This window comes from Tumidithrix helvetica PCC 7403, from assembly GCF_965232925.1.
Classification (GTDB): domain Bacteria; phylum Cyanobacteriota; class Cyanobacteriia; order Pseudanabaenales; family Pseudanabaenaceae; genus Tumidithrix; species Tumidithrix helvetica.
Genome location: NZ_CBDDRA010000022.1, coordinates 18,745 through 34,101, shown reverse-complemented (window position 1 = coordinate 34,101; position 15,357 = coordinate 18,745). Strand labels below are relative to the sequence as shown.

The following is a 15,357-nucleotide window of genomic DNA, read 5'->3' as shown; positions in this document are numbered from 1 at the left end:
GACGCTGATGCTATTATTTCTTATGGTTTCCATAGGCAAACAATTTACACCTCAAATTGAGTGGTAGAAATCTTAAACAAGTAATGCACAGAATGGATGCATACTTCTTGAGGAACATTATAAGCCCCCAAATTGAATAGGCTTCCCAATTCAGTTTTAACCATACTCGCCAACTCAAGCCTGATTGGGGAACAAAAACTAAATTCAGAAGATCCAAAGGTTTGCCTTCACCTAATAACCATTGTTTGGGATAAAGCTTGGATTCTCCAGGCACGCTCTCTATAATGTTTCGGGTATCTACATATAGTTGAAATCCTGCTTTTTTTGCAAGAATTAGATACAACGAATCGCCACCATAATGAGGCGTGAATCTTGTGTTGGGATAGCCAAGGCGATCGACAACAGAACGAGGAAAACAAACTAGATTGCCACTTAGCAGATCGCAAGGTACAACTGTATTTGCAGAAGGATTCATAAATCTATATCCTTTCCATGTCTTTGCCTTGCCTCCAAATGCGATCGCCTCTGGGTTTTCAGACTCGACTCCTTGGCAGCCCACGATCGCACCCTGATGCTCGCGAGAAAAATCCACTAAACGATCGATAGTGCCCTGACTGAGTTGACAATCATCATTGAGCCAGATCAAGTACGCCGCTCCACATTCGTAGGCATATTGCATTCCTCGTGCGATCGCCCCCGTCCACCACAAATTTCCATCACCTGTGAGAATTTCCACCATGGGATATCCTTCTCGAATTGTCTCAGCAGTACCATCAGTAGAACCATCATCAATCACGAGCACATGGTACTTTTGTAAATCACCACAAGCCTTGAGGTTTTCTAAACAGGCGATCGTAATCTGTTTGCGGTTATGTACGGGGATGATTATATAAGTATCTTTCTGAACATCCATAGTAACTAATTTGTGTTATACCCACATTTGAAGATTGTGATCGAATCGAAATAGGTTTTGGGGATTCAGTAGCTTTTTTACTTTGCTAGGCGCATACCAAATTAGTTTGTCAAAATAAGCTAAAGCCCAATCATTCGCGTTCGGTAATGAGCACATACTTTTAACTTCTTTAGAGTATGCCTCTATATTCTCANAGATTTGACCCTTATGATGTTTAAATCCTCCCAGATAAGCTTCAACAATATTTAATTTCTCTTGCCGAGAAAACTGCTTCCAAAGATAATAATCCCCTGCATATTGCAAATTTGAAAGAAATTCATAGTCAAGCAAAGAATTTAAATTAGAAGACCAGAACGTTGACTCTTGCTGAACACAAGGAAGCTTTTCAAGATAGAATCCACAATTAAAAAAGCTTTCTCGATATTTATAAGGTAATTTTATTCCGACAAGTTGCGATCGCTGATTATAAGCAACGGTATAACCAGTCAGCCAGTGTATAGGTTTGGATTCAAATAAATCTAGAACAATATCAAATGCACATTTGTGATAGTAATCACCTGCATTCAAATAAGCAATAATATTACCCGAAGAAAGGCGTAACCCCTTAGATAAAGCAGAATACATACCTGAATCATTTTCGGATATTAGTTTGATGCAATTTGAGTCGATAGATTTAATTATAGATAACGTACGATCCGAAGAATTACCATCACAAATAATGTACTCTAGTTCAACTCTTTGAGATAACACAGCGGTTTGACAGATAACCGATTCTATCGTTTCTTTTATGTATTTCTCTGAGTTAAAACATGGTGTAACTATTGATATTTTTTGCATAGATTCGCCGAATATTCATAGCAAGAAGATATAAGGTCACTGATAGCTATTTGAATTAAAAACAATATTGTTAGAAGGAACAAAAAAGAGATCGATTTGCCAAAAAGCTTTATCTTTCAACCTATGTACTGGCTCGGCTATATCAACACATCTAAATCCTTTTTTCTCCATATAATCACATAACTCATAAAACTTAAGACTGTCATGTGTTAGCTGAAAGTTATAGGCTTCAATAATTACAAGTTCTGCATTCTTCAAAGCCTGACTTGCGCCCTCCAAAATTGGAACTTCAAAACCATGAGTGTCTAACTTAATTAAAAAAGGTGGGATTAACTTCCGTGTTAGAACTTCGATGTCAATAGTCGTAATTGGAACAGTAATACAGTTGAGATCGAATGGACTGTGTGAAGCGAGCCCCCCAAATAAATCAGACGCATCAAAGTAGCATTGTCCACTTTTATCACCTGCTGCAGCGATTACATAGTCAATATCTTGATATTGAGCTTTGACTTTCACAAGAGCGGGCTCATGCTCTTTTCTTGCTTCGACAAGAAAGTAAAACGCTTCAGGAAAATATTTTTTAGTTGCTAATGACCATCTTCCATCAGAAGCTCCGATATCAATTACAGTCTGGATAATAGGTTTCCTCGATTTTGTTCTTGATAAGGCAGATGCCATTGAATAAGCATCTGTTTCGAAGCCCCTACCTCTTAATTTCTCTTGTAAATCTTGAAGAATATTTTTTATAAAGCGTTTCATAATTCTTTTCTCTTTTCTATCTTCGATCCTGACAAATGATATTAATAAACGTCATGACAATCTTTACAAAACAGTATTTACAATTTCCAAAAAACGTTTGCCATACATCTCAACCCGTATGAGGTTGTCTTGCCTAGCAGAGTTTTCTAATTCCAAATCTGGTCCTGATTTTAAACTTGTAAACGTATAAGATATTAGTTCTGCCAGTTGCTCGGCGTTTCTACGCTCAAAGAAATATGCATGGGGAGGATTTTGCTCTAAATGAACTGGAAAATCAGAAACTAGAATTGGTTTGCCTAACATACGCGCATCCTCAATTACTGTACTCCATCCTTCAAATAAAGAAGGCTGAATTATGGCAATACATCGACGCATTAGCTGAATTTGCTCAATTCGCGGGATTAGTCCTAAGACCCTCAGATTTTCCTTAAGTCCAAGCCTTTCAATGCTAGAAAGTAGTTGCTTAAAATATTCGGGATTGCGATAGTCAGTTGTACTTCCTGTGCACACAACAGTTGGGAAAATTTTGCGTTCTTTCAGTATTGCCAAAGCTTCGATGATGACTGTGTGGTCTTTGTGTTGCCAGAACTGGTTACTAACCAAAAAGAAATCGTTGGGAAGGTTATATTGGGTCTGAATTATTTTGGGATCAAGCTCAAACCAGCTAGGTTCAGTACTACTAGCAAAATGCATGACTGTAGAGCGATCGCAAGCATAGGGATGAATATTACAAAAGTCTGCCTGTGCCATTTGGCTACTCAAGACAATTACAGGTGCTGCGTCAGCAATTTTTTTTGTTAAGGTATCCCTCACAGCCATTTCCTTTGGTGTAAAGAGATGGGGTAAATGATAATGCTGAAAATCAGGAATCCATCCCCCCCATTTATATGCTGCTCTAACACGAGCACAATGGGGATAGATAAAATCATAGGAACGAGGATTGAGCAATCTTAATGGAATAAATGGAGCATACATTGCTAAAGCCTTACATATCCTAAGGTATCCATTTTCAAAAGATCCATCAGCATAGATATGAGCAACTTGTTCCCTTACTGGTTCAGCTAGTCTCAGATTTGACTTATCCACAGCCAAACTCAAGCGAATATTTTCCTGTTCTTTAGTTGGCAAACTTGCGATCGCCTTCACGAGATTTTGTATGTATAAAACGCCCCCCGACCAAGTTGGATCGGACACCATATTGAGACAAATATGTAATTCTTTTACCACCCCAGCACCTCAGCTCGACACCAATGAATATATGAACGAATTCCTTTTTCTAGATCGACTGTAGGTCTAAACCCAAGGTTATGTATATTTGTCACATCTGCTTGCCAGTTTAAAGGAATACCTAGCGCCAGATTACCATCAAATTCCACAACAACAGTGGAGTTGATGGTTGTCAAGATTAACTCGACGAGATCTCTAATTCTGGTTTCAACCCCTGTAGCTAGGTTATAGATATTGGCTTGTCGATCGCTCTGTTCAGCTAAAACTAGCATTGCTTGGGCAACATCAGCACCATGAATGAAGTCGCGACTCTCATTACCTGTCCCACGCAGCTTAATACTTGGCTGGGTCAAAGCTTTTTGGCAGATATCCCAAACTACTTGTCGTCTTAAACCTGCTCCATAGGCGGAAAAGATACGAGCGACCGTTGTTGGCAATTGATAAACTCGAAAAAACTCTACACAAAGTTGTTCTCCCATCAATTTGTGAAATCCATAGGGAGATATTGGGGCAGTTACTTGTGATTCAGGAATGGGAATGATGCTGGGATTGCCATAGACAGCAGCGCTAGAAAGATAAATGAGATGACAGTTAGGCGCATATAGTCGCAGCGTATCTAAAAGATGAAATGTCATCGCCACACTAGCCTGAAAGTCGGAAGCAGGATCTCTGACCGAAAGTTCCACCGAAGCCCTACCCGCACAATGAATGCAAACCTGTGGTTGTAACTGCTGCGCGATCGCTGCTAAATCTGGTGAAGGCAGAACAAGTTGGTAATAATGTGATAAATCTTGCTGAGGTGCATTTTCGGGCGGTCGAGTACCGATACCTGCCACTAAGTACCCTGCTTGGCTGAATTGGCGAGCGATATATCGCCCTAAGAAACCTGTAACACCTGTAATTAAGACTGTTTTCAACTGACTTTCACTTTAAAACTATGACTTAATGGCAATAAATGAATAAAGACGACCAGGAGTATGATCGCGCCAAGCATGAATACGCCCCCATAAAGAAATTATAAAAGGTTGAGATACTAACCATTGAGCCGTCGATCCACCAACAAATTTGCTTAATCTGGTAGAAAGCTTAAATTTATACTGCGCTGATGTCAAAGGGGCATAATTAATTACAGATTCAAGAGGTCTATAAATATGTTTTATGATTAGTCCTGCATTTAGGATACTCCGACGATAATCGGCTAGCATAAAAGCATTTTCTCCACCGTATAGATCATGCAATGGATGCGATCTCAAAAAAACATCTAAGTCTGCTTGACGAGAGATGACATGCTCTCTAGTTGCAATTAGCATTCCCCCAGCACGTAATACTCTAGAAGCTTCTTGGCACAATTGTCCAAGGTTATTTGCATGATGTAAAACCTGTCTCCCATAAACAATATCAAAGGTAGAATCAGCAAAAGATAAGGTTTCACCAAAATTTTGTACAACTTCAATATTTAAATTAAATTCTTTTGCAAGTTTAATAATTGCACCAGCACCAACAATATTGCTAGGATCAGGTTCTACAGAAGTTACTTCACAACCCAAACTAGCGAAAGCATAGCTAGATATACCATTGCCTGCACCTAAATCTAAAATCTTGCATGGAAGCATATGCTTAACAATATCTTGAACTGCTTGCCATTCTTCACTTGCAGCAAATCGTTTTGCGGCATCAATTAAATGTTCATCATAATAACAAGCTTTAACTAGCTCTTGCCAATCTGGCTGTGATTTTAACCACTGTACGGCTTCTTCCCAAGTCAATAGCTTATCGTTCATCTTCTCGGATCTCCCGAATTACCCTCGCTGGATTACCAGCAACAATCGTCCATGCTGGCACGTCTTTAGTAACAACTGACCCAGCACCAACAATTGCTCCCTCGCCAATCGTAACTCCTTTAAGAATAATAACCATACAACCAATCAAAGCATCATCACAAATTAAAATTGGTTTTTCTCTTAAACTAATCACTTTTGGATGATCGACGGTAATAATTTGTTTGAACTGTTCATGTCTAGCTTTTGCACTTATTGGATGAGTATCATTATCAAATATATTAACGTTATGAGATATTAAAACTCTATCTCCAATTAGTATTTCTTGAGCAGACCAAATCCTAGATTGCTCACCAAGATAGCAGTATTTACCAATTTTGATTTTTCCGTTATGACCAAAAGTCAGTAATTCGCCTTTAATGTGACTAAATTCTCCGATTTCTATTGCATTAGGATCTTGAAGATTATTAGCGATGCTTGCAATAGGGTATACAACCGCATTAGACTTTAATATAAAGTTCCTACGACCGCTTAAAAATCTAATTATTTTCTTGATTTTTTGTAGAATTATTTCACCAGTTTTAAACATACAATTGCACGTGAGAATGCCAAAAAATCAGGCTCATATGTCTTTTGCTTGTGTATATCAAAGCATGTTGCATTTTTAGACTTTTCTCTTGAGGATATCTGCCAACCATTATTTTCATATTGATAGTAAAATTCGGTAACAAATGTTGGAGAAAAAGTGCTAATTACTAAGTCAACCATTTCACTATCAAATACTTGAAACCATCCATGATTTACATATTTTCCAAATGGAACAGTTAAGAATAAAGTTCCACCTATCTTTAATACACGATAGAATTCTTTGATTGCACTTAGATAGGAATTAAAGTCGCTTTCTTTCTTTGATTCATCAGTCGTATACAACATAGTATTGTCCAATCCAATATGTTCTAATGTAGAGATACATACTATCCAGTCAAAAAAATCATTTTTATAGCAAGTACTCCTAAGATCTTCATAAACATATGAGATATCTCTATGCGAGAAGTAATTAGTTTCTGGAGCTAGGGTAGAAATAAAAATATGCTTTGAATTTAATACTTCTCTAGAGATTAAGAAACTATGGTTTAATGCTGAACCAGCATCCAGAAGATAACCACTATATTTAGGTAACTGAGAAAATAGCCAAGGATACTCTATAACCCTTTCATCAAGTCTCAATCCATAGTTCTGTTTTAATAAATTAGCATTGAATTCTTGACTGTCAAGAATTTGTTTTATCTGTCTTTCTTTGTAGACATTGTAACCTCGAGTCCAAGGCTTTTTTCCGTTAACTAAATAGAAACTGTAATTTAAGTTGTCTTTAATTTTTTGTAGTAAACTCATATCTAAGCTCTTAAATATCTAGGTTAAATAATTCTTGATACTAATTTCTAGATGCAGATTTATACAGGTTTTAAAATTAGTTGTCAAAGAAAGAAAGAAAGTCGCATTTTTCAAAAACGTCTAGATGTCCTTGATCGGTAGCATCAAAAATTTTAATTCCTTTATTACAAGCAATAAAGTTAAGGTTTTGATATGAGTTATATGTTTTTCTTATTGCATCAGTCATAATCAGATAGGAGTAATTTTTTAAGCTTCCAGGATTTAATTCTTCATAAAAATGAGTAATTTTATAATCTCCTTTAATATATTTATAAAAATTATCGTGATCGCATCCAATTAAAACAATTGGATTGCAGCCCATATAAATAGCAGTCATGATACTTAACATTGGAGTATGAGAAATAGATGGTACATCCTTCGTTAAATCAATATTAATATTGGTGGAAGGCAAAGTATCCAAATCCCAGCCGAAGTTAACACCCAACAAATTGCTTTGATCTATATGCTCTAATTGCAAATCATCAGCATAGTTTTGAATGAATTTGTATGTGCAAACAGGGAAAATATAATCCAAAGCATTTGTGAATCTAAAAATTTCCTTTAAATACAATAGGGAATCATCAATATTTAATAGGCAACTAGAAATAGGATCTCCAGCAAGGTAACTAGAAACAGGATCTCCACTACAAAAAATAGTTGGTTGCCATTGTTTGATAACATCATTTTTGTGGAATTGATTGCATACAATAGTAATCTCATCTTTGAGACATGTTAAATCTTGCCTAGCCAATGATGGACCATTTCCAATAACAAAACAACGTTTATTAAAAAATTTGTTTTTTAATTTCCTATTCTTTAAAAGTATAGAAGTGTCTTCTGGATTAGTTATTTTATTTAAAAGTGTCTTTTTGCTGTGAGCAATATGTTGATATATTCTAGGAGGTAATATCCAGTCACGAATAAAATCTGTGATTTGTAGTTTTCTCATAATAATTTCGATTAGATTGTCCAGTAAACCGTTTGATTATAATTGTGCGAGTAACTGAAATTCAATATTTTGCGATAACAACTCGTTGTATGTACCTGAGCAAATTATCTTCCCCTCCTGCATCAAATAGAGCTGATTGCAATTTTTGACGGTACTGAGACGATGAGCAATCATAATCATAGTTTTCTCTCTACTCATAGATTCTAACGCCTGCATGAATTCTCTCTCAGTGGTATTGTCCAAGGCAGCAGTCGCTTCATCCATCACAATTACCTCTGGGTTATGATACAACGCCCTAGCGATACCTATGCGTTGACGTTGCCCTCCAGATAAACGAATACCACGCTCGCCAACAAGGGTATCTAATTGCTCCGGTAGACTAGAGACTAGTTCTTCTAGCTGAGCCGCTTTAATCGCATTCCATACCTGTGCTTCATCAATTTCATCAGTTGCTAAGCCAAAGGCAATATTACTCCGAATAGTGTCGTCTGAAAGATAGATACTTTGGGGGATATACCCAATTTGCTGCTGCCAACTAGCAAGATCGGTAAAAATATTTTTAGCATCAACTAGAATTTCGCCTTCAGTCGGTTTTAGTAACCCCAAAATCACATCAACAATTGTTGTCTTGCCTGCTCCCGATGAGCCGATAAATGCAATCGATTCACCTTTCATAATTGCTAAAGAAATGCCTGAGAGTGAGGGCTTTGTCGCATTAGGGTACTGATAGTGAATGTTTCGCAGTTCAATTAACTGTTTAAGCTGCGTTGTTGGAGATGCAGAGTAATTTAACGTTGGCAGTAGAATCGATGTTGTTTCTAAGTCCACCAGATCCTGGTAGATCAAATCGACAGTATGTTTGAGATAACGAATGGTAGTGATTGTCGAGACAATGCGTTTTGCAGATGGCATGAGACGTAGTGCCGCGATCGCAAACAAAGACAACATTGGTAAAATAGATTGAATTTCTCTACCTTGGAGCAAACTAAAAATTACAATTAGCAGTACAGCAGCAATCAAAATCGCATCAATAAATAGGTTCGGTAATTGAGTCGCAAGTCCCACAAATAAATTGGCTTTACCAAATGCTTCGGTACTTCTTGTAAATCTATCTAGAAAAAATGTTTCCCTTCCTAATATTTTAGTCTCTTTAATACCACCTAGACCTTGATTAACCCATTGAATCATTTGTCCAATTTGTTCTTGGCGAATTAGACCTTGTCCACTCATCTGCTTACGGATAGTTTTATTTAATCCAAATATCGATATTCCTAAAAAGATAGCAGCGATCGCAGATGATACTGGTTCCACGATCGCTAGCAAAAGCGCAATGCAACTCATCACCATAATCTCAGTAATTAATATCAGCATCGGCACAAGGACACCCACAAAAATTTGCGGTATTTCAGAAGTAACATTTCGAACTAAATCAGCCGAATTACGCTGGAGATGAAATGTATATGGACTATAAAGATATGCTTGCAACAAGCGATTAGATAGAGAAACCTGTTTTTTGTACAAAAAGTAATATTGCCAATATGTTAAAGTAGCGAGATAAGCATTCTTAAACAAATAAATTCCCATAAGCATAATGCTTACCCAAAATAAAAAGTCTTGATTAGAATTTACGCCTAACTTTATATATAGCCATTGAAAAGATTGCTGTTTTTGAATAATGTCAGGATTACCCAGAAGGGTAACAAAAGCAGGAATAAGTCCAACCCCTAAAGTTTCTAGTCCTGACCCTATAAACATCAGAATAAAAATTGAAAGAATCTGCCATTTCTCTTGGCGATTAAAAATATAGAGAAACTTGCTGAGTAAGTTATTCATGCTCAAGAAATGTAGTTTCAGCCTGTAGATGATTGTTGAAAACTACTGTTTATGTAGTCCTGATCTGTATTCCTCGATCTATAGCAGCTTTACGCATTGTCTGCAAACTGAGGCGATCGTAGTGAAGTACATCTGCCATTGCAACAGCACTTACCTTGCCTACTTGAATCACCTCAAGTAAATGGTCTACTGCTCCCATCCCACCACTAGCAATGACTGGCACAGATACAGCTTCCGCTACAGCCTGATTTAAGTTGAGATCAAAGCCCTTGCGTGTTCCTTCTCGATCCACTGACGTGAGTAAAATTTCACCTACACCCAGTGCAACTCCTTTTTTTGCCCACTCTACAACATCAATACCCGTGCGCTCCCGCCCATTATCAGTGTAAGCCTCCCATCGGCAATTGGATATTTGCTTGGCTTCGATTGAAAGCACCATGCACTGAGAACCAAACTGACGAGCAACTTCAGTAATTAGCTCAGGGCGTTGTATTGCTGCGGTGTTAATAGCGATTTTATCTGCTCCACTGCGTAAAAGTGTTTTGACATCTTCTATCGAACGTACTCCTCCTCCAACAGTGAGTGGAATAAAAATATTTTGGGCGGTATGTTTGACGATCGCAGTTAAGTTGTTGCGCCCATAAAGACTTGCCACAGCATCCATATAAATTAACTCATCTGCTCCTGCCTCATAATAGCGCTGGGCAAATACTTGCGGATCGCCAACAACCCTTAGTCCTTCAAGGTGAATACCCTTAATGAGGTTGGTTCCTTTGACATCTAAACGCGCAATGAGACGAATACTAATCATGATTAATTCTCTGGACTAGCCCAGACCGTATGGCGTAGCTCCCATTTTCCATTTTTTTGTTGCCAAAGATGTGGTGAACGGAAGCGATCGGCAAGTTGCATAAAGTAATTGCGATCAATCTCTGGCTGCTCAAACATCGTTGATGCTTTGGGAAATTCCTTGGAATCAATACTCAGATAGCGAAAAATTTGCTCGGTGAATCGTTCGGGAAATTCCCCATCAAATCTTTTGACAAGTGCTACACCTTCTTCGCGGGTGATATCGCTGGAACGAATTTCTTGGGCAGCATCATAGGTTGCACGCCCAATACCGAATTTAATGAAGGTTGTGTAATAGTGCAAGTCATCGATCATGTCATCAATACTATTGTACTTGCTGTATGTTCCGGGCGTGCGTTCGGGGGAAGCTTGGAATCCTCCATGCTCAACAGCATAGTAATAGCAACTTTGAGGATGCCATTTTAGATAGTAGCCAAGATAATGAACTTCCACTTTTTGCTTGGCTATTGCCTCTGGATTAGCAGGTAAATAAGGCTGTAGATCGTTGGCTTGGATATCAAAATATTGCTCTAGATCCTGCACAGAGGTTCCACCTAGGTAGATTTGTGATTTATCTTCAGCAGTGAAATATGACCAATCTCGCTTAGCTGTTTGATTATCGGAAATGGGATTGCCATATTCAGCTTCGTTTTCACCATAAAACACTAATGGAATGCGATGTAGAATCGACATTTTAGGAGCAAGTGCTTTCTGCCCAATAATAAATGGTTGAAAAGGGTGGAAAAGATTTTCTACCGCCAAACGGGTCAGGAGTCTGTGCACACGACCGTTAGGGGTGCAAAGATAGTTATCGAATCCAGCGTGAATCCAAGCTTGGAAGTTTTCCCATCCCCATTTTGTGTAGCTATGTGGTGCCCAAGTAACCGTCAAAGGATGCATGTTGTATTTATACTTGAGGATATGGGCAGCATAAAAACTATCTTTGCCGCCAGAGCCGGGCAAAATGCAGTCATAGGAACCATCTTGACTACGATGGCGATCGCATAAATCCTTTAACTCTTGTTCTCGTTCGTGCCAATTAATCTGTGTCTTTTTTTGTTGTGCGATCTGGCAAGCGTCACAAATACCGTTGTCATCAAAGTGAATGGTTTTCTTTTTACTATCTTTTGTATGGGTATACTCGATCGCAGAGTTAGGACGTTGATTAGAGATCACGCAGGATTTGCAAAATTTTATTTCTCTTGGCAAACCATATTTAGCTTCTAAAACAGGTTCCAAATTGCGTGCAGATAATAGTTCAGACTGTGGCATATTCTCTATCCTGTAGCATGATTTCCAAAATAGCTAAATCTATCTCTGTATCTATGTCTAACGACCTTTCCTGTGGCATTAAATAGGCGATCGTCTCTTCGGTTAAAAAAGATTTCGTTTGCAATAACCACTCACATTTTGCAACATAAATTGCACCATTGAGGGCATATACCGTAGGCAGATCCTGTCGTCGTGGAATTACATCTGCGGACTGCATTAGCGATCGCATTCGACTATCTGCATCTACCATATACATCCAATAGGGATTTTGCTCAGCTTTTGTGACTGAAACGCAGGCATTGCTCTGCTGATTCACACATTTTTCTAAACAACTGTCAATATCTGTCACATTGCGTAATGGTGATGTTGGTTGAAGCAAAACAACATAATCATAGTGTTTAGGAGGCATACCCTGGGCTAGCTGTTCTAGGGTATAGATAATTGGCAATATGCTTGGTGTACAATCCTGTGCTAATTCAGCAGGTCGTCGAAAGGGAAGCTCACAACCCCATGCTTGAGCAATTTGAATGATTTCTTCATCTTCTGAGGAGAGAATGAGGCGATCTATGTATTTAGAGCGTTGGGCTGCGGCAATTGTCCAAGCAATGAGAGGTTTCCCCGCAATGTTGCGAATATTCTTCCGTGGCACACCCTTAGAGCCACCGCGTGCAGGAATAATTGCAAGGACTGTTTTTCCAGAAATCATGCAAACACCTCACAAAATTCCACATTCGCACGCTCAAAATCATCTATTCTTCCCACATCTAACCAATACTCTGATGTGGGAAAAGGCATTACAATTTCTTGCTGTTGCGCCAAGGTTTTGAACAGATTTGGCATGTCATAGTATTCTTGAGAAGGAATTAGATCTAGACAAGATGGTTCCAAAAGATAGATGCCTGCGTTGACATGGAATTTATATAACGGCTTTTCGATAATATCAGTAATTCGATTACGATCGGTTTGCACAACACCAAAAGGAATCTGAAAATCGTATTCTCGCACTGCCATAGTTGCCACGCTTTGATGCTCTTGATGAAAATTTAGCATTGTCAGAAAGCTAACCTTAGTCAGTAAGTCTCCATTCATAACAAACATGGGTTGCTGAGGTCGCTCTGGCAGCAATCCCAAACCTCCTGCGGTACCGAGACGCTGTTGTTCGCGCAGATAGCAAATGTCAACTCCCCAATGTGACCCATTGCCAAAGTATTCCTCAATCATGTGAGACTTATAATTCACACTAATAAAGAACTTGTGAAACCCTTCGTTAATAAAGCTCTCTAGAATGTTTTCGAGAATAGGTTTACCACCTACTTTTAGAAGAGGTTTTGGACAGTCGTTGGTTAAAGGTGCTAAACGGGAACCAAGTCCCCCTGCCATTAAGACAACCCAGTTATGGCGCTGTGTAGCTTCCAGTAATGCATCTAACAAAGCAAGGTCAACTACTATACCTGCTCGATCGATCACAGGAATTTGGCGCAATACCTTACGTCTCATAATTCCTAAGATCTCAGTATGAGAAGTAGTGGTAGTAACTGCGATCGGTTGAGAGTTCATAATCTGGGCAACAGAATCTTCTAAAGAAAAGCCTTTAAGGATGGCACGTCGAATATCGCCATCGGTGACAGTTCCTAATAGTTGCCTTTGGTCATTAACCACTAAAGCAATCTGTAATCCACTTTTATCAATACTTTGAATTACTGCACGAATGGAATGATTAAGAGTAATTAATGTATCTTGCCAACCTTTCATGGATTACTTTACCTCCCGCGCAGGCACACCCATAACCGTTACCCCTGCTGGTACGTCCCGCGTGACTACAGATCCTGCCCCTATCAGACTATTTTTCCCGATCCGAATTCCTTGAATGACAGTCGCACCGGTACCAATATGTACGCCTTCGCCCACTTCTACTTCTCCAGAAAGAGTAACTCCGGGCGCAATATGCACATGAGCAGCGATCGCGCAGTCGTGATCTACGGAGGCTTTTGTGTTAATAATAGAATTCTTACCGATGCGGCAACCTGTCTGGACTACAGCACCTGCCATGATTTGTACTCCTTCTGCAAAATGGACACTAGCAGCGATCACCGTAGAGGGATGAATAACGTGCGCGAAACTATATCCTAATTCTGTAAATTTACAGAATAGATGTTTTCGTTGCGTAGGAATACCCACTGACCCAACTCCATTCACTAAGTGAATTGCATTGGGCTTGTAACTTAGGACTACGCGATCGTCGCCAATTACTTCTATCCCTAACAGTAAGTTACCCTTTTTTGCCAATTCGCAATCAGTAACACCAAGAATTTTAGTTTTTTGGGCAATTAAAGCATCCATTAAAACTTTGCTGTGTCCACCTGCCCCAAGAATAATGATTGGCAAAGTCATAGTTGGCCTAAATCGGATTGCTTATTATCCATTACTAATTATCTCATCTTGCTTATAGTCTTTGGCGGCTGTTTTTCCTAGCCATTGCCAATAGTCTATGGGCGGAATACCTATCCCCGATCTTTTAGTTGTTAAATTTTGGGTCGTAAAGATATGTCCTGCGGCAATAGGTACCGCAGCTACTAAACTCTTGCGGGCAATCGCTTGATTTTTTAGCTCTGATGGTGCGGGTATTTTTAGTCCTGAACCCAGCGCTTCTTCCACTTGCCGAATAGACTTCACCATTGTTGCTAATTCATTCGGTTCTAAGGAAGCTTGATGATCTGGACCGCGTAAATTACGATCCAGGGTAAAATGCTTTTCGATAATTGTTGCGCCACGAGCTACTGCCGCGATCGCGATCGCAATTCCTAATGTGTGATCGGAAAAGCCAACGGGCAAACCAAAAGCAGCCTTTAGGGTATCCATAGCTCTTAGATTTACTTCTGCAAAGGGGGTGGGATATTCTGTAACGCAGTGGAGTAACACGACGTTTTGCTGTAATGCTTGCTGACCTAATGTAGAACGATAGGCTGCCTGAAATGCAGAAATAGAAGGTGACTCATTGGTTTGTGTATATCCGAAAGCCAATACTCCTAAAGCCGCTTCTACCTCTCCAAGGGTGCTCATTCCTGTTGAGAGAATAATCGGTTTGTGTGTCTGAGCAGCCTTTAACAGAAGAGGTGCGTTAGTAATTTCCCCTGAAGGAAGTTTTAGCCTCGGCAAATTGAGTTTGGATGCTAGCAAATCGACACTCTCTAAATCAAAGGGAGTAGAAAGAAACTGAATATTTCTCTTTTGGCAATAATCTAACAATATGTTATGGGCATCTTCATCTAGTTCCAAATGCTTAATCATTTCTAATTGAGATTCCGAAGCATCTGTTACTTGAGATTGATATGCTGCTTTAGGTGCAGATTGACTCACAACTTTTTCTGCTTTGAATGTCTGGAATTTAACAGCATCAGCTCCAGATGCAACTGCGACATCAACTAGTTGTTTGGCAAGTTCTAGAGAACCGTTATGGTTCACTCCAGCTTCAGCAATGATATAAACATTTCGATTTGTTCTCATCATGG

16 protein-coding genes are annotated in these 15,357 nt (G+C 39.1%); all 16 read right to left on the bottom strand.

All coding sequences use genetic code 11. The annotated features are described in order from the left end of the window. Positions 1 to 13 precede the first annotated feature (13 nt). Positions 14 to 913 (bottom strand): glycosyltransferase family 2 protein, encoded by a 900-nt coding sequence (locus ACP2WE_RS18850; protein WP_425217087.1) that lies wholly within the window; start codon positions 911 to 913, stop codon positions 14 to 16. 194 nt (positions 914 to 1,107) lie between these two features. Continuing rightward, positions 1,108 to 1,750, bottom strand: a 643-nt coding sequence (locus tag ACP2WE_RS18845) for a glycosyltransferase (protein ID WP_425217086.1), incomplete at its 3' end; no start/stop codon positions are given. Between the two features lie 36 nt (positions 1,751 to 1,786). Beyond that, on the bottom strand, positions 1,787 to 2,509 hold the full coding sequence (locus ACP2WE_RS18840; RefSeq protein WP_425217085.1) for an FkbM family methyltransferase: 723 nt from the start codon (positions 2,507 to 2,509) through the stop codon (positions 1,787 to 1,789). 63 nt (positions 2,510 to 2,572) lie between these two features. After that, a complete protein-coding gene (locus ACP2WE_RS18835) occupies positions 2,573 to 3,736 on the bottom strand; it encodes a glycosyltransferase family 4 protein (RefSeq protein WP_425217084.1) in 1,164 nt (387 codons plus the stop codon). Beyond that, a complete protein-coding gene (locus tag ACP2WE_RS18830; RefSeq protein ID WP_425217083.1) occupies positions 3,730 to 4,653 on the bottom strand; it encodes an NAD-dependent epimerase/dehydratase family protein in 924 nt (307 codons plus the stop codon). The genes ACP2WE_RS18835 and ACP2WE_RS18830 overlap by 7 nt, the downstream gene beginning before the upstream one ends. Before the next feature lie 18 nt (positions 4,654 to 4,671). Further along, complete coding sequence (locus ACP2WE_RS18825; RefSeq protein ID WP_425217082.1) at positions 4,672 to 5,517, bottom strand: class I SAM-dependent methyltransferase; 846 nt, start codon at positions 5,515 to 5,517, stop codon at positions 4,672 to 4,674. After that, on the bottom strand, positions 5,507 to 6,103 hold the full coding sequence (locus ACP2WE_RS18820; RefSeq protein WP_425217081.1) for an acyltransferase: 597 nt from the start codon (positions 6,101 to 6,103) through the stop codon (positions 5,507 to 5,509). The genes ACP2WE_RS18825 and ACP2WE_RS18820 overlap by 11 nt, the downstream gene beginning before the upstream one ends. Further along, positions 6,082 to 6,906, bottom strand: coding sequence for a class I SAM-dependent methyltransferase (locus tag ACP2WE_RS18815; RefSeq protein WP_425217080.1), 825 nt, complete (start codon positions 6,904 to 6,906; stop codon positions 6,082 to 6,084). The genes ACP2WE_RS18820 and ACP2WE_RS18815 overlap by 22 nt, the downstream gene beginning before the upstream one ends. Before the next feature lie 76 nt (positions 6,907 to 6,982). After that, entirely contained in the window at positions 6,983 to 7,894 is a 912-nt protein-coding gene (locus tag ACP2WE_RS18810; RefSeq protein WP_425217079.1) for a hypothetical protein, read from the bottom strand. Between the two features lie 36 nt (positions 7,895 to 7,930). Then, positions 7,931 to 9,727 carry an ABC transporter ATP-binding protein gene (locus ACP2WE_RS18805; RefSeq protein ID WP_425217078.1) on the bottom strand — a complete coding sequence of 599 codons (1,797 nt, stop codon included), beginning with the start codon at positions 9,725 to 9,727 and terminating at the stop codon, positions 7,931 to 7,933. A 49-nt stretch (positions 9,728 to 9,776) separates the two neighbouring features. Beyond that, a complete protein-coding gene (hisF, locus tag ACP2WE_RS18800) occupies positions 9,777 to 10,538 on the bottom strand; it encodes an imidazole glycerol phosphate synthase subunit HisF (protein ID WP_425217077.1) in 762 nt (253 codons plus the stop codon). 2 nt (positions 10,539 to 10,540) lie between these two features. Then, on the bottom strand, positions 10,541 to 11,848 hold the full coding sequence (locus ACP2WE_RS18795) for an N-acetyl sugar amidotransferase (protein WP_425217076.1): 1,308 nt from the start codon (positions 11,846 to 11,848) through the stop codon (positions 10,541 to 10,543). Continuing rightward, positions 11,835 to 12,554 (bottom strand): acylneuraminate cytidylyltransferase family protein, encoded by a 720-nt coding sequence (locus ACP2WE_RS18790; protein WP_425217075.1) that lies wholly within the window; start codon positions 12,552 to 12,554, stop codon positions 11,835 to 11,837. Before ACP2WE_RS18790 ends, ACP2WE_RS18795 begins: the two co-directional genes overlap by 14 nt. Further along, positions 12,551 to 13,600, bottom strand: a complete 1,050-nt coding sequence (locus ACP2WE_RS18785; RefSeq protein ID WP_425217074.1) for a nucleotidyltransferase family protein — start codon at positions 13,598 to 13,600, stop codon at positions 12,551 to 12,553. The genes ACP2WE_RS18790 and ACP2WE_RS18785 overlap by 4 nt, the downstream gene beginning before the upstream one ends. 3 nt (positions 13,601 to 13,603) lie before the next feature. Continuing rightward, a complete protein-coding gene (locus ACP2WE_RS18780) occupies positions 13,604 to 14,239 on the bottom strand; it encodes an acetyltransferase (RefSeq protein WP_425217073.1) in 636 nt (211 codons plus the stop codon). Between the two features lie 24 nt (positions 14,240 to 14,263). Then, positions 14,264 to 15,352, bottom strand: coding sequence for an N-acetylneuraminate synthase (gene neuB, locus ACP2WE_RS18775; RefSeq protein ID WP_425217134.1), 1,089 nt, complete (start codon positions 15,350 to 15,352; stop codon positions 14,264 to 14,266). Positions 15,353 to 15,357: the final 5 nt, after the last annotated feature.